General features: G+C 56.6%; 22 protein-coding genes. 12 read left to right on the plus strand and 10 right to left on the minus strand.

Features of this window, described 5'->3' with window-relative positions; all coding sequences use genetic code 11:
• The first annotated feature begins 56 nt into the window (after positions 1–56).
• Together ACSSVV_RS00345 and ACSSVV_RS00350 are read left to right on the plus strand one after the other, a co-directional pair.
• Complete coding sequence (locus ACSSVV_RS00345; protein ID WP_228223593.1) at positions 57–386, plus strand: hypothetical protein; 330 nt, start codon at positions 57–59, stop codon at positions 384–386.
• Positions 387–410: 24 nt separating this feature from the next.
• A complete protein-coding gene (locus ACSSVV_RS00350) occupies positions 411–866 on the plus strand; it encodes a hypothetical protein (RefSeq protein WP_011784956.1) in 456 nt (151 codons plus the stop codon).
• A gap of 30 nt (positions 867–896) precedes the next feature.
• Here ACSSVV_RS00350 and ACSSVV_RS00355 read toward each other — a convergent pair whose 3' ends face one another.
• The gene (locus ACSSVV_RS00355) at positions 897–1,838 is read right to left on the minus strand and encodes an electron transfer flavoprotein subunit alpha/FixB family protein (RefSeq protein ID WP_014421441.1); all 942 of its coding nucleotides are present in this window, start codon (positions 1,836–1,838) and stop codon (positions 897–899) included.
• Positions 1,839–2,588, minus strand: coding sequence for an electron transfer flavoprotein subunit beta/FixA family protein (locus ACSSVV_RS00360; RefSeq protein ID WP_011784958.1), 750 nt, complete (start codon positions 2,586–2,588; stop codon positions 1,839–1,841). It abuts the gene before it with no gap.
• A gap of 318 nt (positions 2,589–2,906) precedes the next feature.
• Here ACSSVV_RS00360 and ACSSVV_RS00365 point away from each other — a divergent pair, with 318 nt between their 5' ends.
• Positions 2,907–4,559: an electron transfer flavoprotein-ubiquinone oxidoreductase gene (locus ACSSVV_RS00365; RefSeq protein WP_023010284.1), complete on the plus strand. Its 1,653-nt coding sequence runs from the start codon at positions 2,907–2,909 to the stop codon at positions 4,557–4,559.
• Between the two features lie 122 nt (positions 4,560–4,681).
• On the opposite strand, the gene ACSSVV_RS00370 is transcribed toward ACSSVV_RS00365, so the two are convergent.
• From ACSSVV_RS00370 to ACSSVV_RS00400, 7 genes are all read right to left on the minus strand, one after another.
• Complete coding sequence (locus ACSSVV_RS00370) at positions 4,682–5,143, minus strand: FKBP-type peptidyl-prolyl cis-trans isomerase (protein WP_011784960.1); 462 nt, start codon at positions 5,141–5,143, stop codon at positions 4,682–4,684.
• A gap of 201 nt (positions 5,144–5,344) precedes the next feature.
• The gene (locus tag ACSSVV_RS00375; protein ID WP_031210922.1) at positions 5,345–5,911 is read right to left on the minus strand and encodes a DUF1285 domain-containing protein; all 567 of its coding nucleotides are present in this window, start codon (positions 5,909–5,911) and stop codon (positions 5,345–5,347) included.
• A gap of 14 nt (positions 5,912–5,925) precedes the next feature.
• The gene (locus ACSSVV_RS00380) at positions 5,926–6,822 is read right to left on the minus strand and encodes a radical SAM protein (RefSeq protein WP_023010286.1); all 897 of its coding nucleotides are present in this window, start codon (positions 6,820–6,822) and stop codon (positions 5,926–5,928) included.
• A 41-nt stretch (positions 6,823–6,863) separates the two neighbouring features.
• Complete coding sequence (locus tag ACSSVV_RS00385) at positions 6,864–7,313, minus strand: SixA phosphatase family protein (RefSeq protein WP_023010287.1); 450 nt, start codon at positions 7,311–7,313, stop codon at positions 6,864–6,866.
• Between the two features lie 30 nt (positions 7,314–7,343).
• A complete protein-coding gene (locus tag ACSSVV_RS00390) occupies positions 7,344–8,405 on the minus strand; it encodes an NAD(P)H-dependent glycerol-3-phosphate dehydrogenase (RefSeq protein WP_023010288.1) in 1,062 nt (353 codons plus the stop codon).
• 52 nt (positions 8,406–8,457) lie between these two features.
• A complete protein-coding gene (locus ACSSVV_RS00395) occupies positions 8,458–8,949 on the minus strand; it encodes an STAS domain-containing protein (protein WP_011784965.1) in 492 nt (163 codons plus the stop codon).
• A 14-nt stretch (positions 8,950–8,963) separates the two neighbouring features.
• On the minus strand, positions 8,964–10,172 hold the full coding sequence (locus tag ACSSVV_RS00400) for a PP2C family protein-serine/threonine phosphatase (protein WP_023010289.1): 1,209 nt from the start codon (positions 10,170–10,172) through the stop codon (positions 8,964–8,966).
• A 112-nt stretch (positions 10,173–10,284) separates the two neighbouring features.
• Here ACSSVV_RS00400 and ACSSVV_RS00405 point away from each other — a divergent pair, with 112 nt between their 5' ends.
• Positions 10,285–11,769 carry an HD domain-containing protein gene (locus ACSSVV_RS00405; RefSeq protein ID WP_023010290.1) on the plus strand — a complete coding sequence of 495 codons (1,485 nt, stop codon included), beginning with the start codon at positions 10,285–10,287 and terminating at the stop codon, positions 11,767–11,769.
• 6 nt (positions 11,770–11,775) lie between these two features.
• Here ACSSVV_RS00405 and ACSSVV_RS00410 read toward each other — a convergent pair whose 3' ends face one another.
• Entirely contained in the window at positions 11,776–12,801 is a 1,026-nt protein-coding gene (locus ACSSVV_RS00410) for an NAD(P)/FAD-dependent oxidoreductase (protein ID WP_023010291.1), read from the minus strand.
• 8 nt (positions 12,802–12,809) lie between these two features.
• On the opposite strand from ACSSVV_RS00410, the gene ACSSVV_RS00415 reads away from it, so the two are divergent.
• The 8 genes from ACSSVV_RS00415 to ACSSVV_RS00450 are packed head-to-tail and all read left to right on the plus strand — an operon-like array spanning position 12,810 to position 19,728.
• Positions 12,810–13,766: an acyl-CoA desaturase gene (locus tag ACSSVV_RS00415; protein WP_023010292.1), complete on the plus strand. Its 957-nt coding sequence runs from the start codon at positions 12,810–12,812 to the stop codon at positions 13,764–13,766.
• Positions 13,763–14,233: a nuclear transport factor 2 family protein gene (locus ACSSVV_RS00420; RefSeq protein ID WP_023010293.1), complete on the plus strand. Its 471-nt coding sequence runs from the start codon at positions 13,763–13,765 to the stop codon at positions 14,231–14,233. Before ACSSVV_RS00415 ends, ACSSVV_RS00420 begins: the two co-directional genes overlap by 4 nt.
• Positions 14,230–15,012, plus strand: coding sequence for an SDR family NAD(P)-dependent oxidoreductase (locus ACSSVV_RS00425; protein WP_454105365.1), 783 nt, complete (start codon positions 14,230–14,232; stop codon positions 15,010–15,012). The genes ACSSVV_RS00420 and ACSSVV_RS00425 overlap by 4 nt, the downstream gene beginning before the upstream one ends.
• Positions 15,013–15,037: 25 nt before the next feature.
• Positions 15,038–16,303 carry an NAD(P)/FAD-dependent oxidoreductase gene (locus tag ACSSVV_RS00430; protein ID WP_023010295.1) on the plus strand — a complete coding sequence of 422 codons (1,266 nt, stop codon included), beginning with the start codon at positions 15,038–15,040 and terminating at the stop codon, positions 16,301–16,303.
• Positions 16,304–16,305: 2 nt separating this feature from the next.
• Entirely contained in the window at positions 16,306–17,208 is a 903-nt protein-coding gene (locus ACSSVV_RS00435) for a DUF1365 domain-containing protein (protein WP_023010296.1), read from the plus strand.
• The gene (locus tag ACSSVV_RS00440; protein WP_023010297.1) at positions 17,196–18,470 is read left to right on the plus strand and encodes an SAM-dependent methyltransferase; all 1,275 of its coding nucleotides are present in this window, start codon (positions 17,196–17,198) and stop codon (positions 18,468–18,470) included. The genes ACSSVV_RS00435 and ACSSVV_RS00440 overlap by 13 nt, the downstream gene beginning before the upstream one ends.
• On the plus strand, positions 18,467–18,991 hold the full coding sequence (locus ACSSVV_RS00445) for a DUF2878 domain-containing protein (RefSeq protein WP_023010298.1): 525 nt from the start codon (positions 18,467–18,469) through the stop codon (positions 18,989–18,991). The genes ACSSVV_RS00440 and ACSSVV_RS00445 overlap by 4 nt, the downstream gene beginning before the upstream one ends.
• The gene (locus tag ACSSVV_RS00450; protein WP_023010299.1) at positions 18,988–19,728 is read left to right on the plus strand and encodes a hypothetical protein; all 741 of its coding nucleotides are present in this window, start codon (positions 18,988–18,990) and stop codon (positions 19,726–19,728) included. Before ACSSVV_RS00445 ends, ACSSVV_RS00450 begins: the two co-directional genes overlap by 4 nt.
• Positions 19,729–19,793: the final 65 nt, after the last annotated feature.

Below are 19,793 nucleotides of genomic sequence, written 5' to 3' on the forward strand. Positions count from 1 at the left end.
GTTTGTCCTGTGGACTGCGGCACACTCTGCCCAGTCATTAAAGGAGGAGAGCCCCTTTGAGCGTCTTTCTGATTATTATCAGCCTGTTTCTTCTGGCTTTCAGCGCGCTGCTGGCTTGGCAAGTGCTTGAGCAGCGAAAGATGATCAAGCAAATGCTGGAAAGCGAGGATATCAGCGACACACATCAGGATCCTGAGCTGGTGCTTACGTTACGGGTACGGGATCCGATTGCCTTGGCCAAACGCGAATCCCGCACCGGACGGGTGCTGGCCGACCGCCTGCCAGTAATGACCCGGAAAATGGTCTATCAGGAAGTGATGAAAGAGCTGGAGCGGGAACTGGACGAGCGGGACATTGAGGTAGATATGCACATTGAGTATCGCTAGGACAAGAGCAACAGGAGCCCTTCCATGCTGTTACTGATCGTTAGCCTGATGTGTCTGGCCGGCAGCGCAATACTGTTGTTTGCTGCATTCCGGCTGTCCAATGGTAACCGGCGCGACCTGAGAATCCTGAATGCCCATCGAATAGGTGCTCTGAGCGCTATTCAGAAAAGCCGGATGGACCTGATGGAGGTTCGCAACCGCGCCCGGTTGCTGGAAGAAACGGTGTCCGGCGGCGCGACCGCAGTCGAGAAAGTCCACAAAGCCATCGCCAACACCACGTTTGGCCTGATTGACCTGTTTTCCAGGGACGATGAGTTTCGGGACAGCGCCCGCCGGATAAAACAATCCCACCATCAAAAGAGCGAGCAGGTTTACAAAGCGGTGAGAACCTCTAACCGGGCACTGCATATCCTCGCGGATACACTGATCATCGGCAAAGCGGAAAAACGCATTGTTTCAAAAACAAAGAAGGCGCCCTGAGGCGCCTTCTTTTTCTGAAACTTCAGAAAGTTACAGAACTTTCTTCAGTTCCTCTTCCAGCTGCGGAACTGCTTCGAACAGGTCTGCAACCAGGCCGTAGTCGGCCACCTGGAAGATCGGGGCTTCTTCGTCCTTGTTGATCGCAACGATCACCTTGGAATCAGACATGCCCGCCAGATGCTGGATGGCACCGGAGATGCCAACCGCAACGTACAGCTGCGGAGCAACGATCTTGCCGGTCTGACCAACCTGCATGTCGTTCGGCACGAAGCCGGCATCAACAGCGGCACGGGAAGCACCAACCGCAGCGCCCAGCAGATCAGCAACCTGCTCCAGCATCTTGAAGTTGTCGCCGTTCTGCATGCCGCGGCCACCGGAGATAACGATACCGGCAGAAGCCAGGTCCGGACGATCAGACTGGGCTTTCTCTTCACCAACGAAGGAAGACAGGCCAGCGTCTTTTACTACGTCCAGCTGCTCAACAGAGGCAGAACCACCTTCAGCGGCTACCGGGTCGAACGCGGTCGGACGAACCGTCACAACCTTGATGCTGTCGCTTGCCTTGACGGTCGCAATGGCGTTACCAGCGTAGATCGGACGCACGAAGGTGTCTTCGGATTCAACGCGGATAATGTCAGAAACCTGGGCAACGTCCAGCAGCGCAGCAACACGCGGCATAAAGTCTTTACCTGTGGTGCCGGCAGAGGTCAGGATGTGGCTGTAGCCCTTGCCTACTTCAGCAACCAGCTCAGACAGGTTTTCTGCCAGGAAGTGACCGTAAGCGGCGTTGTCGGCAACCAGCACCTTGTTCACGCCTTCTGCCTTGGCAGCGGCTTCAGCGACGGCGCCTACGTTCTCACCGGCAACCAGCACGTCGATGTCGCCACCGATGGCCTTGGCAGCCGCTACAACGTTCAGAGTAGCCTGTTTCAGGCTGCTGTTGTCGTGTTCAGCAATTACCAGGATGCTCATTTAGATCACCTTCGCTTCGTTCTTCAGTTTATCCACCAGCTCAGCTACGTCAGCCACCTTGATACCAGCCTGGCGTGCAGCCGGGGCTTCGACTTTCAGGGTGGACAGGCGAGCGGCAACGTCAACGCCCAGGTCAGCCGGAGACATGGAGTCCAGCGGCTTCTTCTTGGCTTTCATGATGTTCGGCAGAGAAGCATAGCGCGGCTCGTTCAGACGCAGGTCTGTGGTAACAACCGCCGGCAGGTTCAGAGCAACTGTCATCAGACCGCCGTCTACTTCGCGGGTTACGTTAACCTTGTCACCGTCAACAACCACTTCAGAGGCGAAGGTGCCCTGGCCCATGCCAGTCAGAGCAGCCAGCATCTGGCCAGTCTGGTTGTTGTCGGAATCGATGGACTGCTTGCCAAGAATAACCAGCTTGGGCTCTTCTTTCTCAACAACAGCCTTCAGCAGCTTGGCCGCTTCGAGGGACTGAACTTCTTCGTCAGTCTCGATGTGGATACCGCGGTCAGCACCCAGAGCCAGGGCAGTACGGATCTGTTCCTGAGAAGCCTTCGGGCCAATGGATACAACAACGATTTCACTGGCAACGCCCTTCTCTTTCAGACGAACCGCTTCTTCAACTGCGATTTCGCAGAACGGGTTCATTGCCATCTTGACGTTGGCGAGATCAACGCCGGTGTTGTCCGGCTTGACGCGCACCTTCACGTTGTAGTCGATAACTCGTTTTACAGCGACCAGAACCTTCATAGATTCCTCGTTCTTCTACGATGGATTTAATGAGTCTTCACAGTCAAAGGACCGGGTTGACCCGACCTGACAATGAGACGATACTAAAAATCGACTCAAAACACACGATATTTCGGTGTATACGTACAATGCCAAAGGTTAGTGCAGATTTCAAACAAACGTTTGTTTGATTCTTCAAATGCGTTATCCTTTCGGGACAAATAGCCGTTTTGAGCGGTTTTGGGCTGTCGTCTATACGCATTTTTACCGGTATGATGGCGCCCCTGATGAGGCCTGCGGGCAAACAATATCCATTAAAAGCTGTTTGAGGAGACCAACGTGGAACGCGAATCGATGGAATTTGATGTTCTGATCGTCGGCGGCGGCCCTGCGGGCCTGTCGGCAGCCTGCCGCGTCATGCAACTGGCGCAGGAAGCCGGCGAAGAACTAACCGTTTGTGTGGTTGAAAAAGGTTCTGAGATCGGCGCGCACATCCTCGCCGGCACCGTATTCGAGCCCACGGCCCTGAACGAACTCTTCCCGGACTGGAAAGAGAAAGGCGCCCCCCTGAATACCCCGGTTACCCGGGATGACATTTTCCTGCTGAAGAATCAGGAAAAGGCCACCAAAGTACCCAATGCCTTTGTGCCCAAGAACATGCACAACCACGGCAACTACATCATCAGCCTGGGCAACCTTTGCCGCTGGCTGGCTGAGCAGGCCGAACAGCTGGGTGTTGAAGTGTATCCGGGCTTTGCCGCTTCAGAAACCATCGTTGAAGATGGCCAGGTAAAAGGCATTATCACCGGTGATATGGGCGTTGCCCGTGACGGTTCCGAGAAAGACGGCTATATGCCGGGTATGGAACTGCGCGCCAAGTACACCCTGTTTACTGAAGGCTGTCGCGGTCATCTGGGCAAGCGCCTGATCAACGACTTCAAGCTGGACGAAGGCAAGGATCCGCAGCACTACGGCATCGGCATCAAAGAACTGTGGGACATCGACCCGGCCAAACACGAGCCAGGCCTGGTTGTTCACACCACCGGCTGGCCGCTGAACGAATCCGGCTCCACCGGCGGCTCTTTCCTGTATCACCTGGAAAATGGTCAGGTTTATGTTGGTCTGATCACCGATCTTTCCTACAGCAACCCGCACCTGAGCCCGTTCGAAGAGTTCCAGCGTCTCAAGTACCATCCGGAAATCAAGAAGTATCTGGAAGGTGGCAAGCGTGTTGCCTACGGCGCCCGTGCAATCGCCAAGGGTGGCTACAACGCCCTGCCGAAGATGAGCTTCCCGGGCGGCCTGCTGCTGGGCTGTGATGCCGGCACCCTGAACAGCTCCAAGATCAAAGGCTCCCACACCGCCATGAAATCCGGCCTGTTGGGCGCTGAAGCCGTATTCGAGGCCCTGAAGGAAGGTAAAACCGGTGAGGAAATCACCAGCTTCCAGAAGCGTTTCGAAGACAGCTGGCTGTACAAGGAACTTTACGCCGAGCGTAACTTCGGCCCGGCCATGCACAAGTTCGGCAATATCGTCGGCGGTGCCATCGCATTCTTCGAGCAGAACATTCTGCGCGGCAGCCTGCCTATCACCTTCCACGACACGACTCCGGACTACGCCACCCTGAAGCCGGCGTCTGAGTGCAAGAAGATCGACTATCCGAAGCCGGATAACAAGCTGACGTTTGACCGCCTGTCCTCGGTGTTCATTTCCAACACCAACCATGAGGAAGATCAGCCGGTTCACCTGAAGCTGACCGACCCGGAAATTCCGCTGAAAGAAAACCTGCCAAAGTACGACGAGCCAGCGCAACGTTACTGCCCGGCCGGCGTATACGAAGTGGTCGAGAAAGACGACGGCAGCGGCAAGAAGTTCCAGATCAACGCCCAGAACTGTGTTCACTGCAAGACCTGTGACATCAAGGATCCTGCCCAGAACATCACCTGGGTAACGCCGGAAGGCGGCGGTGGTCCGAACTACCCGAACATGTGATCCACGATCACTGTTTCAGAAAACCGGGGCTTGCCCCGGTTTTTTTATGCTCGCAGATTATTCCGGGCATAAAAAAACGGCCCCCGAAGGTGCCGTTTTCTGATCAACCATCAGAAGGCATATCAGTGCACGTGGCCGTGCTCTTGCTCTTCGTCGGTTGCTTCGCGGGTTTCTACCACTTCAACGTCGAAGTGCAGAGTCTGGCCCGCCAGCGGGTGGTTGGCATCGATGGTAACGGTTTCGTCGCCAACTTCTACTACACGAACGACCTGGGGGCCGCCCGGAGTTTGTGCCTGGAACTGCATGCCTGGCTCGATGGTGTCTACGCCCTCGAAAGCAGAGCGCGGAACCGGCTGGATGAGCTCTTCGTTTACTTCACCGTAGCCTTCAGCTGGCTCTACGGAAACTTTAACCTGGTCGCCAGCGTTCTTCTCGGTCAGCGCACTTTCCAGTCCGCCGATGATGTTCTGTGCACCTTCCAGGTATGCCAGGGGCTCACGGCCTTCTACGCGGGAGGAATCGAGTTGCTCTCCCTGGTCGTTAGTGAGCGTGTAATGGATGGTGACAACACGAGGTTGGGCCATGTGATCTCCTTGCGTGTCGCAATGACTGTGTATTTAGATTGTAGGCAATCGAAAGTGATCGTGAACAGCCAGACTGCACAGAGGGACTAACGACCACCGGGCCTCGTTAGAGAGCCAGGCTCGATAACAAGTAAGAAACCACAGTTTAACAAGTGACAGACTGCGTTTTCTACCTTATTCATTGGGGTGGTCAGGCGCTTTTCAACCGCCTCGCCCGATTTCCCAGAATTTTCCGTGACTAAGCACCCCGTACACGGTTTTTCCCGCCGCTTCGGTTTCCTCGGCCAGTTCGGCGAGGTCATAGAACGCCGAGGTAACCAGCCGGGCTTCAACACCGTGGCGTACCTGAATAACTGGCCGAGGTTCGCCAGTCTCGGAGTAGGAACCCACATGTAACGGGTGCTGCTCGCCAATCTCCAGGGTTTCGCCCATGTTGGTGGCCAGGGTGATAACCTGCTCCGCGCCCTCGCCTTTCACCTCCAGACCATGGGCCAGCAGTGGTGCGTCCTCAACCTGGATACGCCATTTCTCGACCGGCGTAACCAGGTAGTACTCTCCATCGCTTTCCCGCCTGAGAATGGTAGAGAACAGCTTTACCGTGGCCTCCCGGACGATGGGCTCACCTTTGAAGACCCACTGGCCGTCGCGGGTGATCACCAGATCCATATCGCCGGAAAGTTCGGGGTGCCATTTATCCAGCGGTGGCAGATCCCTGCTCTTGCCGGCGTCTTCGAGGGATTTGGCAATGTCATCGGGTGTCCGGTTCATGTTTTTCTCCCTGATCAGAGCCCACGCATCCATTCTGCCCGCAGAGGCACAGCGCCAGGCTGGGTAATGGCCATGTTTACCTGCTGCAGCAGGCGGTCTTTATCGCGGCCCAGCGTACCTTTGAGCACAAGGTAATTGGAGGCGTGATCGCTGCGGAAAATGGTGTTGTCCAGTTCCAGGTGCTCCAGGAACACACGGATTTCCTCGAACAGGGCCTGCTGGCCCAGGGGCACGAAATCCGCCCCGAAACCCTCGCGGAATCGCTCTTCACCCTGCGGGAAGCTGACCACCAGGGTAGACAGATAATCGGGCTGGGTTTCATTGCACAGTGTGGCAGTGTTAATGGCATGCTGCCGTGAAAGAGCTTCACCGCCCAGACCATTGAGCACCATCACCGAGCTCACCAGGCCCGCTTCCCGGATCTTCACCAGGGCAGACCGGGTGGATTCCCAGGTTTCACCTTTGTTAACGCGCCGAAGAATCTCGTCGTCGCCGGATTCCATGCCCACATAGAGGATTTGCAGGCCGGCTTCCCGGAGCTGCGCCAACTCTTCAACCGATTTTTTCGCCAGGTTTCGTGGCAGGCAGTAGCTGGAAACGCGTTCCAGGCCGGGAAAAGCTCGCTTCAAGTCAGCGATTATTTCCAGCAAGCGCCGGGTGGGCAGCACCATGGCGTCTCCATCGGCCAGGAAAACCCGGCGCACGTCGCTAAATGCCGCTGCTGCTTTCTCGATGTCTGCCCTGATGTCTTCGGGCTTTCGAGCCCGGAATTTCTTCTGGGGCTGAGTATACATCTCACAGAAGGTGCACTGGTTCCAGGAACAGCCATTAGTCACCGGCAGAATCAGCGATTTGGCCTCGCTGGGCGGCCGGAAGACCGGCTCAATGTAATCAATGGGAAAACTGTACATAGGTTCGTTCAGTATCAGAAATGAGTGATGTACTGATTAAATCAGGGCAGAAACTGGGCTTTCAAGTCGGCGCAGCCTGGCCCCACTACAGGCATATCCAGCAGTACAGCCTGAGAAGTCATAAAGGGAATGCCCTGCCGATGGCCATCCACCAACAGAGTGGAGAAGCTACCCACAAATGGCATGTGGGAAACCAGCATCAATGGTGAAACCTGGTTGTCCAGAAACTCATCCAGACAACGGCCAGGGTCATCATCGGGTGTGATAAAGGCTTTTTCCTGGACCGGGCAATTCAGCACTTCCGCCACAATCGCGGCGGTTTGCCGGGCCCGAACATAGGGGCTGGACCAGATCTGGGCGGGACGCCACGGGGAAGAGGCAATTTGCGCCGCCACGGCTGCCACGCCGCGGCGACCCGCCTCGGTCAGCTCACGCTCCTGATCCAGCGAATGCCAGCCGGCCTCACCATGGCGCATAACAATCAGATGCACGTGCCTCTCCTTCAGGATGACAATCCCGGGTCACTGGGTAATGGTGCGCGGCAGAATGAACTCCACATCAGAGTTCTGCACGGCCATCATCAGGCTGTTGATCACTGCATTGATGGAAGCGCTTTCATAGAGAATCTCGTAAAGCCCCCGTACCAGAGGCATGTAGATGCCAATAGCCTCAGATTTTTCCCGTACCAGTTTCAGGGTATAGATACCTTCGGCCACCTGCCCCAGCTCCTGCACGGCTTCTTCCAGCTTCTGGCCCTTGCCAATGGCGTAACCAACCCGGAAATTCCGGCTTTTGCTGGAGGTACAGGTGGCAATCAGGTCGCCAACACCTGCAAGGCCCATAAAGGTCATCGGGTTGGCGCCAAGGCTAACCGCAAAACGGCTCATTTCGGCCAGGCCACGGGTAATCAGCATGGCTTTCGCATTCTCGCCCATGTTCAGGGCCGATGCCAGGCCGGCAACAATGGCGTAGATATTCTTAAGTGCGCCGGCCAGTTCCACACCGTAGACATCAACATTGGCGTAAACCCGAAAGTATTCGCAGCCCAGCAGTTCCTGCACTGTGCGGCGCACATCCGGGTCTTTTGCTGCGATCACGGTGGCGGTCAGTTCCCGGTTGACGATCTCGCCAGCCAGGTTCGGCCCGCTCAGAACGCCGGAGCGGCATCTGGGGAGTTCCTCCAGCAGAATTTCGCTCATCAACTTGAAACCATGCTCTTCAATGCCTTTGGTCAGGCTGACGACGATCTGGCCATCGCGGAACGCGCTGCTGTGTTCGCGAATGACCGACCGGAACGCTTTTGACGGGATGGCAACCAGCACGATCTCCGCCTTGCGCACGGCTTCGGCCAGGTCTGTTGTCGGCTGAATATCGCCCTCTAGGGTAACGGCAGGCATATACCGGCGGTTAATGCGGGTACTGCGGATTTCCTCTGCCTGGGCTTCATCGCGCATCCAGAAGTGCACAACGTGGCCGTTTTCGCCCAGTACTTTTGCCATGGCAGTGCCGAAGCTGCCGCCGCCAAGTACTGCCACATCGTAGGAATTCGCCCCGTGATTACCGGGCGTCGGGTTATCAGGCATAAACGTTCCGTTCTGTTTCTGTCAGGGTCAGGCCCGGTGCAGGACTGGCGTTTCAGCCAGTTTCCTCGCATTCCAGCGCCCGTACCAGATTCTTGAATTCTTCCCTGTTCCGGCTATTCATGCCCATCAGTACTTTATGGGCATCAAGAACTTTATCGCGAACCTGCTGTTCGCTCGCCTTGAGCACGGGGATTTCTTCGAGTTCTTCAATTCGGGAAGCTGGCTCACGGACAATAATGAAAATCTTGTCGAAGCCCATGGACGTAATAATGCGGGTGATATCGGGGTTGGTGGAAATCAGCGTTGGCAGAAAATGACTTTGTTTCTGCGCCGCCAGCGCAATCTTGGCCAGCAGGCCAAGCGTTGTGCTGTCGATGATTTCCGTCTCGGTGAGATCGATAACCACGGTTTTGAATGCCGGATCACGGGTTATGGACTCAACCAGATTGTCCAGCGTCGAACACAGGTTCAGCCGGATTTCCCCAATAAACTTCAGGACGTATATTCCCTGCTGTTCTGCTTGCAGGATTTTATAACCAGCCATTTTTCACACTGCCACTAAGTCGACGACGTGTTATCTGACCCGTTTATGGTATCAGTTACCGATACTATCGCGATATCGTCAGGCAGCTCCGAGATCTTATCCAGCCCCAGAGCGTCGCTCAGCGATGCGATAGTGTGACTACCTCCTGAAACGAGTTCAAGTAGTCTGTTCTCCTTTTCATCCAGAGATTTGGCCGGGATCACTTCCAACAGGCCATCGGAGAACAACAACAGCCTGAATGGTCGGTCCAGCTTCACCTGGTAAAGTTCCCATTCCGGCGTTTCAAACAGCCCTACCGGCAGCCCGCTGCCTTCCAGAAAACGGGTTTCACCGTCTTCAAAAGACAGAATGGGCATCGGGAAATGCGCCCCAACCGCATAACTCAATGTACGTTCAGTCGTTGAAATGATGCCAACAAACACGGTGACATGCTTGCCAAGCCCTGTATCCAACAGCTCTGAGTTGATGCGCTCCAGGAAACGTTCCGGGTGCAGGATGTCTTCACTGGACTGACGCCGAAGATTCCGCTGCAAACGATTGGTGAGGTTTCGCAGTAACACGGTAACGAATGCGGAACTGGCGCCATGGCCAGAAACGTCGGCGATATAAACGAGGACCTTGTCTTCACTGATGCGAAAATAGTCGAGAAAATCGCCACTGAGATACAGGGACGGCTTGATGAGGTAATCAACGCTGAGCCCGGAAAGCGTGAGCTGATGGTCTGGCAGCATTTTTAGCTGCACCTTGCGACCGGCATTCTGATCGGCCCTTAGCTCGGCAATACCGTTGCGCAGGTCCCGGTTGGCTTCTTCCAGTTCCTGCCGGTACAACTGGTTCAGGCGGTTTACCCTGACCCGGTCAAACAACTTGCCGATAACGTCGTCCAGTGCATTGCGGTCGTCATTGCAGGGTTTGAGCACGACATCGGCGGCTCCGGCCCGCATGGCCTGGACCACATCGGCGCTGGACTGGCTGCTGGTGCAGGCCACTATCGGCGTGAAACTTTCTGTTTCATCAAGGCGCCGGGACAGGTCTCTGATCGCCTCTGGAGGGAGATCTGCAAAGATCACATCCGGGATATTGTCGTCGAACAATCCTCGGGCAGCGTTTACCCCCGCTGCACCAGTTACGTAAAACCCCCGCGCCTCCAGGTAACGGGACAGATCGGCTCGGGCCTGTTCATCGGCGTCAATTATCAGAATGCGCTCGGTGCGCGAGGTCATGTTGGCTGCCCTAAACTACCAGCGGTAAAGAAAAAAGGCTTTATATGGCCTATTCTGGCATGCCCCTGTGATATAACAAGGCCGCAATCATCATTTTGGGAGAATTGTAACCATGAGACGTGCCGTTAATGATCTGCTCGGAGCCTATGACAAACTGATCATGGACCCGGTGCATGGCGGTATCCCGCTCTACCGGCACGAAATCCAGGTGATTGACCACCCTCTGTTCCAGCGCTTGCGCAACATCTGCCAGAACGACATTCTGAGCCTGGTTTTCCCCGGCGCCACGCATTCCCGTTTCCTGCACAGCATCGGGGTGATGCATGTGGGCACGCGGATGTTCCGGGCCATGATCGATGCTTACCTTCGGGAACGACAGCTGAGTGAGCAGACCGATCTCAGCCTGAGCCAGCTCGATGCCATTGATTACCTCGCCAAAACCATCCGGCTTGGCTGCTTGCTGCACGACAGCGGCCACTCCAGTTTCTCCCATCAGTTCACCCAGGCCCGGAAGATTCGCGACCTGATGTCTCGTCCTGAACGGTTCCGGGATTTGTGGGAAGGCGTCGACTATTCCGCCTACCACGCCAGTGAACCGGAAGAGCTGGAGCATGAACACTACTCTGTTCGAGTCGCCCATGACGTACTCTCGTCTGTGGATCTGGAGAGCGCCGGGCTGGCTGCCATCGATGTCATCGGCATTATGGAAACCACCGATGTTACGCCCAGCGAAACCTTCTGCCGCCACGCCCAGACCTTCTGGGAATTTATCGCTGGTGATGATGCCATTGCCGGCAATATTCCGCCCCGGGATGTACCGCAGCTGGTGATGGGCCTGCTGTCATCCATCGTATCGGGGGAGATTGATGCGGACCGGGCCGATTACATGTTGCGGGACGGCTTCCACAGCTCGGTCACCATCGGCGGTTTCAATCTCGATCACCTGCTGAGCAACCTGCGGTTCGGCTGGGACGTTTCTGAACCCTGGATGGGGCTTGCGATTACACAGAAAGGCCTGGGCGCCCTGGAAGACTTCGTGTACAGCCGCCACCAGATGTATCGCAAGGTATATGCGCACAAGACCGCTCTGGGCTTCGACTGGTTGCTGCGTGAGGCCATTAACGAAGTGCTGGAGGACCCGGAAAGCTTCGACTGGGTGGATACCTGCCTGAGCAACATGAAATGGTTTGCCGAGCTGACCGATAACTTTTTCTGGGAAGCCTTCCGCAAGGTGGCCCGCCGGGAGCCCAGGAGCTACTCGTTCTGCATTGTGAACCGCGTGAAGCTGGACCATATCGACACACGAGAGAATCTGGGCAAGACCGAAATCCTGAACCACAGCCGCTGGCTGGCATCGGAGCTGGGCATTAACCCGGACAACGTGGTGACCTGCTCCATGAAGGCCCGCTTCTCGAACATTCAGGACAACTTCAACGGCATCAAGGTGCTGGTGAAGAACCCGATCACCCGGGAGCGCAGCCTGAGGAATATCACCGAAGTGAGTGCGTTCTTCTCAAAGTTCGGCGACGGCACCATCACCCATTTCTACCGGCGGCCGGAAGTGGCAGAAAAAGCTCCCTCCGACCTGACCGAGTAACGCAGATTACTGTTCAGGGCTGTCGGCCATCACCTGCACCAGTTGCGAGGCACTTTCCCAGGCGCCTTCAACCCGGCCGCCCGCCAGCCAGTCGCCTGCCAGACCAATGCCAGTATTCTGGTCGAAAAGATAGCCGGGGTTATCGGCGGCTTCCGACCGTGCGTACAGCCAACGATGAGGTACCCAGTCATCCGGAGCCTCTTCATGCCCGGCCAGTGCCTTGAATTCCGCCAGCAGAGCTTCAGCAATGCTTTCCGGAGCGTCATCCACGTGCTGATGTGTCCACTCGGGGTTAGCGTGCAGCACCCACCACTGGCCCTCGTCTTCGCGGCCGGGTTTGGAGGAGTTGTTGGCCACCCAGAACAACACGTCCGAGTTGGGGCGCGCAGCATCGAACGGGAAATCAACGGAGCGATTAAAATGGGCAGCTACCGCCCAGCACGGCAGGATATTACCCACGTGTCCAGCCAGCCCTTCCGCCATCGCATCAAGCCCGCTGTCCCGCAATAGTTCCTGAGCCTGCGCCGGTGGCGCCGTGATCACGACCTGATCAAAGCCGTCGTAGTGCTGCCCATCGCTACCGGTGAGCTGCCATTTCGAATCTTCTTTCGACAATCGGACGATTCGAACACCGGATGCCAGCGTAATGTGTTCAGAAAGAGCCCGGGAAATGGCCGTCATTCGCGGAGTACCAACAAACCGGTGTTCCTCCGGAAACGCCTGCCAGCTGCCCCCTTCCGTCTGATAGCCGAACCGGGCATTCCAGCTCTGGTAGCTCTGGGGCCCGGCCCAGCGATCCAGAAACCGGGTGAAGCCGGGATTGCGGGAAGTGAAGTATTGCGCGCCGATATCGGCGGAGCCGTTCGCTACGCGCTTGGACGCCAGACGACCACCGGGGCCGCGACTTTTCTCGAATACTCGGACATTATGGCCCGAATCGCCAAGAAGAATTGCAGCCGTCAGCCCCGCCAGCCCTGAACCAATAACCGCGATGCTGCGTATTGATGTGGTGTCTGATGTTACTTCACGCATGGTTGTATATGACCCGAGTAAATAGTTGGTTAACAAACATTCTGAGATGGTTCGATTCCGAAGCTGGATCAGATCACCTGGATACGGACTCCCGCACCTTTAACTGGGTACGAGTCCTTCCCTTCATCGCTCTCCACCTTGCCTGTTTGCTGGCACTTTACACCGGTGTCAGTACCTTCGCAGTGGTTTTTGCCGTTGCATTCTTCCTGGTAAGGATGTTCGCGATCACGGGCTTCTACCATCGCTATTTCTCCCACAAAACCTTCAAAACCAGCCGGCCTGCACAGTTCGCGTTTGCCATTCTGGGGGCCAGCGCGGCCCAGCGGGGTCCTTTGTGGTGGGCCGCGCACCACCGGCATCATCACCAGCACTCGGACAATGAGCAGGATCTGCACTCACCACACCAGGGCGGGTTCTGGTGGTCCCATATGGGATGGTTCACCTGTGATGCGGGCTTTGCGATGGATGAACGCAGGGTGCGCGACTGGCTGAAATTCCCGGAACTCAGGTTCATCAACCGTTTTGACTCTCTAATACCCGCTGCGTTCGCGGTTGCTATTTACCTGTTTGGCGAGGCACTGGCCCTGTGGGCGCCCGAGCTCGGCACCAACGGGCTTCAGCTCCTGGTATGGGGTTTCTTCATATCAACCGTGGTGCTTTTTCACGCAACGGTTTCGATCAACTCCCTGTCACACGTCTGGGGTAAAAGACGGTTTGAGACCGATGACGACAGCCGCAACAATTTCTGGCTGGCTCTGATCACCCTGGGCGAGGGCTGGCACAATAACCACCACCGCTGGCCGCAATCGGTACGCCAGGGTTTCCGCTGGTACGAAATTGATGTGACTTGGTATGGCCTGTGGTTGCTTTCCAAGCTGGGCATTATCTGGGATCTTAATCCGATTCCGGCTCATATCCAGAAAGAAACCCGGGAACTGGACAACAAGAGGAGGAACCGCTCATGACGACGTCTGCCTCTGCCATTGAAGTCGGGGCACCGGATTCAGGATTGCCCGTGGTACTGGACCGTTTCTGTTCGCTGTATAACGCGCTCGACAAAGGCAATCTCAACAAGCTCCAGCAGGTATACGGCGAGGATATCGAGTTTCAGGATCCTTTTGGTCGGGTACATGGCCTTGATCAGCTGACCGAATACATGGCGAGCGCCTACGGCAACGTTATCCGCTGCCAGTTCCGTTTCCATGAACCCGTCATTCAGGAATGCTGGTGCAGCCTGCCCTGGGTGATGGAACTTCAACACAAGCGTGTTCGCGGCGGCAAGCCGGTGTTTGTAGAAGGCATCAGCCACCTGGAAATCCGGGACGGGAAAGTGCGGTATCACCGGGACTATTTCGACGCCGGCCAGCTATTGTATGAAAACCTGCCCGTATTGGGCCGGATGATTCGTTGGGTAAAGGAGCAGGCGGGATGAGCCACTTGCTGTCATCACCCAGCAACATCTGGTTAACCGGCGCCTCATCCGGTATTGGCGAAGCGCTGGTTCACGAACTCGCCGGTGCCGGTCACAAACTGATTGTGACCGGCCGCCGGCAGGAGCCATTGGATGAGCTGTTGCAAACCTTCCCGAACCAGATAGCCGCCGCCGCTGCGGACACCACCAGCAAGAATGACTTGCAGGGGGTCAAGTCGCAGCTTGACCACTTTGGCGACCTGGACATGGTCATTCTGAACGCCGGTACCTGTGAGTATCTGGAAGTGGCGGAATACAACAGCGATGTCATTGCCAACAACGTGACCACCAACGTGATCGGCACGGCGCGCTGCCTGGATATTGCCCTGCCGGCTCTGCGTGCGACCCGCGCCAAAGGCAAGCCGGCTACTCTGGTGATTGTGAGTTCTTCGGCCTGGTGGTTTCCGTTCGGGCGGGCCGAGGGCTATGGCGCCTCCAAGGCGGCGCTTACCTATTTTGCACAGTCACTGAGAGCCGATCTGGCGGCCGAGGGGATTCGGGTGGTGGTGGTATCCCCGGGGTTTGTCAAAACGCCATTGACGGACCGAAACGATTTTCCCATGCCGTTCATCATCTCAGCCGGGGATGCGGCTCGACGAATTCGCACCGGGCTTGAGAAAGGCCGGAACGAAATCGCGTTCCCGAAACGCTTTACCTGGTCCCTGAAGCTGCTAGCCGCCCTGCCCCAGGGAGTCATCGACCGCATGGCCGCCTCCATGGCCCGTAAAACCGATCATTGAAGTTTGACCACAGGAAATACCTTGCATGAATCAGGAACGTCAGCGAATTGCCGTGATTGGCGCTGGAGTATCAGGTTTAACAGCCGCCTGGCTGCTGGCCGACAAGCACGATGTGCATGTGTTTGAAGCCGGCGACTATGCCGGAGGCCACACCAACACGGAACAGGTTGAAGCTGGTGGTCGCACCTGGCCGGTGAATACCGGTTTTATTGTGTTCAACGACTGGACCTACCCCAACTTCATCAAGTTGATGGATCGGCTCGGGGTGGCCTCTGAAGTGAGCAACATGAGTTTCAGCGTGGACTGCCATGCCAGTGGACTGCAGTACAACGGCACCAGTCTGAACACCCTGTTCGCCCAGCGCCGGAATCTGTTTAATCTGAATTTCCTGAAAATGATCCGGGAGATTCTCCGGTTCAACAAGGAAACCCGGGCCGACCTGGCCGCAGGCACCATTCCGGATGGCGAGACACTCGGGGAATACCTGAACCGCAACGGCTACAGCCGGTACTTCCGAAACTACTACATTGTCCCCATGGGTGCGGCTATCTGGTCTGCGCCGGAGATTGTGCTGGAACAGTTCCCAATCCGGTTTTTCCTGCAGTTCTTTAACAACCACGGCATGTTATCCGTGGATGACCGGCCCACCTGGCGAGTGATTTCCGGAGGTTCGGCTACCTACGTAAACCGGATGATGGACAAGCTGGGCGAACGTATCCATCTGAACAGCCCGGTAACTTCGGTAAAACGGGATGACGAGGGCGTTACCCTAACGGCCAACGGACAGGAACATCGTTTTGACCAGGTCATTTTCGGCTGCCACAGTGACCAGGCCCTGGCCATGCTGGACGACGCCACTGACGATGAGAGAAGCATCCTCGGAGCCATCGCATATCAGAAGAACGACGTGGTTCTGCACACGGACGCCAGCGTACTGCCCTCGAACCGTCTGGCCTGGGCCGCCTGGAATTACATGATCCCGGAACACAGCACGCAACCGGTTTCCGTAACCTACAACATGAACGTTCTTCAGAACTTCGACGACGCTCCGGAAACCTTTTGCGTCACCCTGAACCGCAGTCGGGATATTAATCCGGAAAAAGTGATCAAACGGTTTGAATACGATCACCCCGTCTTCACACTGGACGCCGTTGCCGCACAGGAGCGTTACGATGACATCGGTAACCGGAACCGCACCCACTTTTGCGGTGCCTACTGGTTCAATGGCTTTCACGAAGACGGTGTGCGCAGCGCACTGAGGGTTACCCGGGCGTTCGGGGTGGAGCTCTGATTATGGCCAGTGAATGGCTCGAAGGCACCATAAGGCATCGGCGCAAGCTACCGGTCCAGCATGAATTCAGCTACAGCATCGGAATGCTCGCCCTCGACCTTGACGACTGGTCCACGGTAACCAGAACCAGCCCGTTTTTTTCCCTCGAACGTTTTAACTGGCTGGGGCTCTACCGGCGGGATTACCTTGACCCGGAAGTGCCCAGCCTGCGCCAGGCCGTATTCAACCGCGTTAAAAGCGCCACTGGTTGGGCACCGGACGGGCCAATAGAACTGGTTACCCACCCACGCTATCTTGGCTACATTTTCAATCCGGTCAGCTTTTACCTTTGCTATGAAAGGGGCTGCAGGCCGGAAGCAGGCGCCATACCCAGAGTGATCGTCGCCCAGATAACCAATACACCCTGGAAGCAGCGCCATGTGTACTGCATGGAGTGCATCCAGCCAGGGCCAGGCTCCGATAGCGCCTGGCATACCGAGCGTTTTGCCTTCAGCAAACGCTTCCACGTGTCGCCATTTAACGGCATGAACCAGCACTACCAGTGGCTGTTCAGTTTTCGCGGCAAGGACATGCGCGTTCACATGAATGTGGAAGAGGAAGGCCGCAAGCATTTTGATGCCACGCTGGTAGTCCAACGCACCCCTCTTGATCGTAAAACCCTGCACAGGAGCCTGAGACGGTTTCCCCTGGAAACCATCAAAGGCATTGCCGGTATTTACTGGAATGCCCTGAAGCTGAAACTCAAAGGGGCACCCTTTTACACCCACCCGGACAAACTCGATGCAACCGACAGCGCCTACCAGCGCGGTATCGAAGATCTGGGGCTGGACGTAACGGAAAAAGCACCGGCGCAACAAGACAACGCATTTGATTCGGCAGGAAGGGTAAGCTCATGGAGAACCTGAACACCTCGGTTGAACACCAGCGCACTGGAAACACGGGGCTTTCGTTGATCAGCCGTGTCGCAAAGAGCCTGGTTTGCCAGCAGCTGGCGCAGCTTGGTCATGGCAAGCTTGTGATCAGGGAGGCAGGTGCACAGGACCTTGTATTCGGTGATGGCGATGAACGCTATCCCCAGGCCGAGTTGGTAATCCACAATCACAGCACCTGGCGGGATCTGGTGACCGGTGGCAGCATCGGTGCTGCTGAATCCTACGTGGCAGGTGACTGGAGCTCACCAGACCTGACCGCCCTGCTCCGGTTTTTTACCCGTAATATCGACACCATGAACCGGTTCGAAGACCGCTTTGCCTGGATCAGCAAACCTGCGCTCAAGGCGCTGCACTGGCTGAACCGCAACACCCCGGAAGGCTCCCGCAAGAACATCAGCGCCCACTACGATCTGGGCAATGACCTGTTCCGCCTGTTCCTGGACCCGACCATGATGTATTCCTCCGCCATTTACCCCCGCGAGGATGCAACCCTGGAAGAAGCGGCCGTTCACAAGCTGGATACCATCTGCCGGAAGCTGGATTTGAGGCCGGAGGACCGGGTGGTGGAAATCGGTACTGGCTGGGGTGGCTTTGCCATTCACGCCGCCAAACACTTTGGCTGCCATGTCACCACAACCACCATTTCCAGGGAGCAGCTGGAGCTGGCCCAGGCGCGAGTGAAAGCGGAAGGTCTGGAAGACAGGATTACGCTGTTGTTTGACGACTACCGCGATCTGCAGGGACAGTTCGACAAACTGGTGTCCATCGAGATGATCGAAGCCGTTGGCCCCCAGTTCCTGGACAGCTACCTGTCCCAAATCAGCCACCTGCTGAAGCCGGATGGCCTGGCGCTGATTCAGGCCATTAACATGCCGGAACAGCGTTACCACCGGGCATTGAAGAATGTGGATTTCATCCAGCGTTACATTTTCCCCGGCAGCTTTATCCCATCGTTTGGCGCTATTCTTGGCTCTATGAACCGGGGCTCAGACCTGGTACTGACCCATGCCGAAGACTTCGGCTTTCACTACGCCCGAACGCTGAGGGACTGGTGTGATCGGTTCATGGTGTGCCGTCAGGAACTGGAACAGCTGGGATACGACCAGGCCTTCCAGCGCCTGTGGCATTTCTATTTCGCGTACTGCGAAGCTGGCTTCAGCGAGCGGGCAATTGGCGTTGCCCATCTGGTCATGGCCAAGCCGGCCAACAAACGCGCGAACATTCTGAGTGTATGATCACTTCAAAAACAGCCCGTAACCTGCTGAACTTTATACTGTTCCAGGCAGGCTGGCTGGCCTGCGTGCTGTACCCCGGGCTAGCTACGGTGGGGCTGATCCTGGTGTTCCTGGGCCTGCATCTTGCTCTGGTCAGTCAACGGCGGTTTTCCGAACTGCAGTTTATTGGCTTTGGCGTGGTGCTCGGCGGATTGATGGATACACTCTGGTTCCGAACCGGGGTGCTGGCCCTGGATTCCGGAAAAGAGGTGCTGGCTGCCCCGCCCTGGCTCATCGCGATCTGGACCATCTTCATGACCACCCTGTGCCATTCCCTGGGCTGGATCAGCCAGCGCCAGTGGCTGCCGTGGGCTCTGGCCCCCATTGCCGGCCCCTTTGCCTATTGGTCCGCCAGCCAGCTCGGTATAGTGGCGCTGCCGGACCTGACACTTTCCCTGGTCGCCATGGCCGTCGGCTGGTTCGTCCTGTTTCCTTTGCTGCTGTTCATTCGCAAGGCCCTGTACGCGGAGCTGGAAACATGAAACTCGCTGGTTCGACGTTCCTTACCCTACTCCTGACAGCAGCCGCATCCCCCGTGTCTGGCCAGGTATTTGAATTTTCAGGTACGGCCAAACAGGATGGGAAGGTGCTTTACCAGGAGGATCATCGAATCGAAGGCACGTGTTCCGAAGGCGTCTTTGACCCGGTTGACCACCAGGTTTCCTACCGGAATCCGGAAAGCGGAGACGCATTCGCCAGTAAATCGCTGTCTTACAATAACTCCGCGTTTCGGCCCCGGGTAGAGTTCCGCCAGCCAGCATTCGGTGAAGCGTTAACCATCACCTACCCGCAGGAGCAGGCTCTCAGTATTGCCTGGCAGGAGCCAACGGGCGAGACTCGAGAATTCACGGTGCCGTTCGACCAGCAGCTGGTGGTGGATTCAGGGTTTGACTACTTTGTCCGGGCCAACTGGGAACGTATCCGGCAAGGCGAATCAGTGGAGTTCCGGTTTCTGGCGCCCACCCGGGGGGAGCACTACGGTTTTGTTCTCGAGCCAGCCACCTCCGTCAAGGTGGACGCAGACCTGACCGTGCAGATCCGCCCCACCAGCCTGTTGTTACGGGTTCTCGTTGACCCTATCGTGCTGGGGTACAACTCAGACGGTGCATTGACCGACTATCTGGGGTTAACCAACATCCGGCAAGATGCCGAATCCAACCACATCGCCCACATTCGCTATCAGGTTGCCCGCTTACCGGATTGTGAACTGACACGGTAATCTGGTCGCAGCTGCCAGACGGCACCCGCCCTGGGGTGTGTTAAACTCCGAAAAAATCTTTCCGG

The sequence above is a fragment of the Marinobacter sp. MBR-105 genome (assembly GCF_053628895.1).

Coding starts and splice junctions, on each gene's coding strand:
- ACSSVV_RS00350 (WP_011784956.1), top strand. CDS start 411: ATGCTGTTACTGATCGTTAGCCTGATGTGTCTGGCCGGCAGCGCAATA.
- ACSSVV_RS00355 (WP_014421441.1), bottom strand. CDS start 1,838: ATGAGCATCCTGGTAATTGCTGAACACGACAACAGCAGCCTGAAACAG.
- ACSSVV_RS00360 (WP_011784958.1), bottom strand. CDS start 2,588: ATGAAGGTTCTGGTCGCTGTAAAACGAGTTATCGACTACAACGTGAAG.
- ACSSVV_RS00370 (WP_011784960.1), bottom strand. CDS start 5,143: ATGGCCCAACCTCGTGTTGTCACCATCCATTACACGCTCACTAACGAC.
- ACSSVV_RS00375 (WP_031210922.1), bottom strand. CDS start 5,911: ATGAACCGGACACCCGATGACATTGCCAAATCCCTCGAAGACGCCGGC.
- ACSSVV_RS00380 (WP_023010286.1), bottom strand. CDS start 6,822: ATGTACAGTTTTCCCATTGATTACATTGAGCCGGTCTTCCGGCCGCCC.
- ACSSVV_RS00390 (WP_023010288.1), bottom strand. CDS start 8,405: ATGCCTGATAACCCGACGCCCGGTAATCACGGGGCGAATTCCTACGAT.
- ACSSVV_RS00395 (WP_011784965.1), bottom strand. CDS start 8,949: ATGGCTGGTTATAAAATCCTGCAAGCAGAACAGCAGGGAATATACGTC.
- ACSSVV_RS00400 (WP_023010289.1), bottom strand. CDS start 10,172: ATGACCTCGCGCACCGAGCGCATTCTGATAATTGACGCCGATGAACAG.
- ACSSVV_RS00405 (WP_023010290.1), top strand. CDS start 10,285: ATGAGACGTGCCGTTAATGATCTGCTCGGAGCCTATGACAAACTGATC.
- ACSSVV_RS00410 (WP_023010291.1), bottom strand. CDS start 12,801: ATGCGTGAAGTAACATCAGACACCACATCAATACGCAGCATCGCGGTT.
- ACSSVV_RS00415 (WP_023010292.1), top strand. CDS start 12,810: ATGACCCGAGTAAATAGTTGGTTAACAAACATTCTGAGATGGTTCGAT.
- ACSSVV_RS00420 (WP_023010293.1), top strand. CDS start 13,763: ATGACGACGTCTGCCTCTGCCATTGAAGTCGGGGCACCGGATTCAGGA.
- ACSSVV_RS00425 (WP_454105365.1), top strand. CDS start 14,230: ATGAGCCACTTGCTGTCATCACCCAGCAACATCTGGTTAACCGGCGCC.
- ACSSVV_RS00430 (WP_023010295.1), top strand. CDS start 15,038: ATGAATCAGGAACGTCAGCGAATTGCCGTGATTGGCGCTGGAGTATCA.
- ACSSVV_RS00435 (WP_023010296.1), top strand. CDS start 16,306: ATGGCCAGTGAATGGCTCGAAGGCACCATAAGGCATCGGCGCAAGCTA.
- ACSSVV_RS00440 (WP_023010297.1), top strand. CDS start 17,196: ATGGAGAACCTGAACACCTCGGTTGAACACCAGCGCACTGGAAACACG.
- ACSSVV_RS00445 (WP_023010298.1), top strand. CDS start 18,467: ATGATCACTTCAAAAACAGCCCGTAACCTGCTGAACTTTATACTGTTC.
- ACSSVV_RS00450 (WP_023010299.1), top strand. CDS start 18,988: ATGAAACTCGCTGGTTCGACGTTCCTTACCCTACTCCTGACAGCAGCC.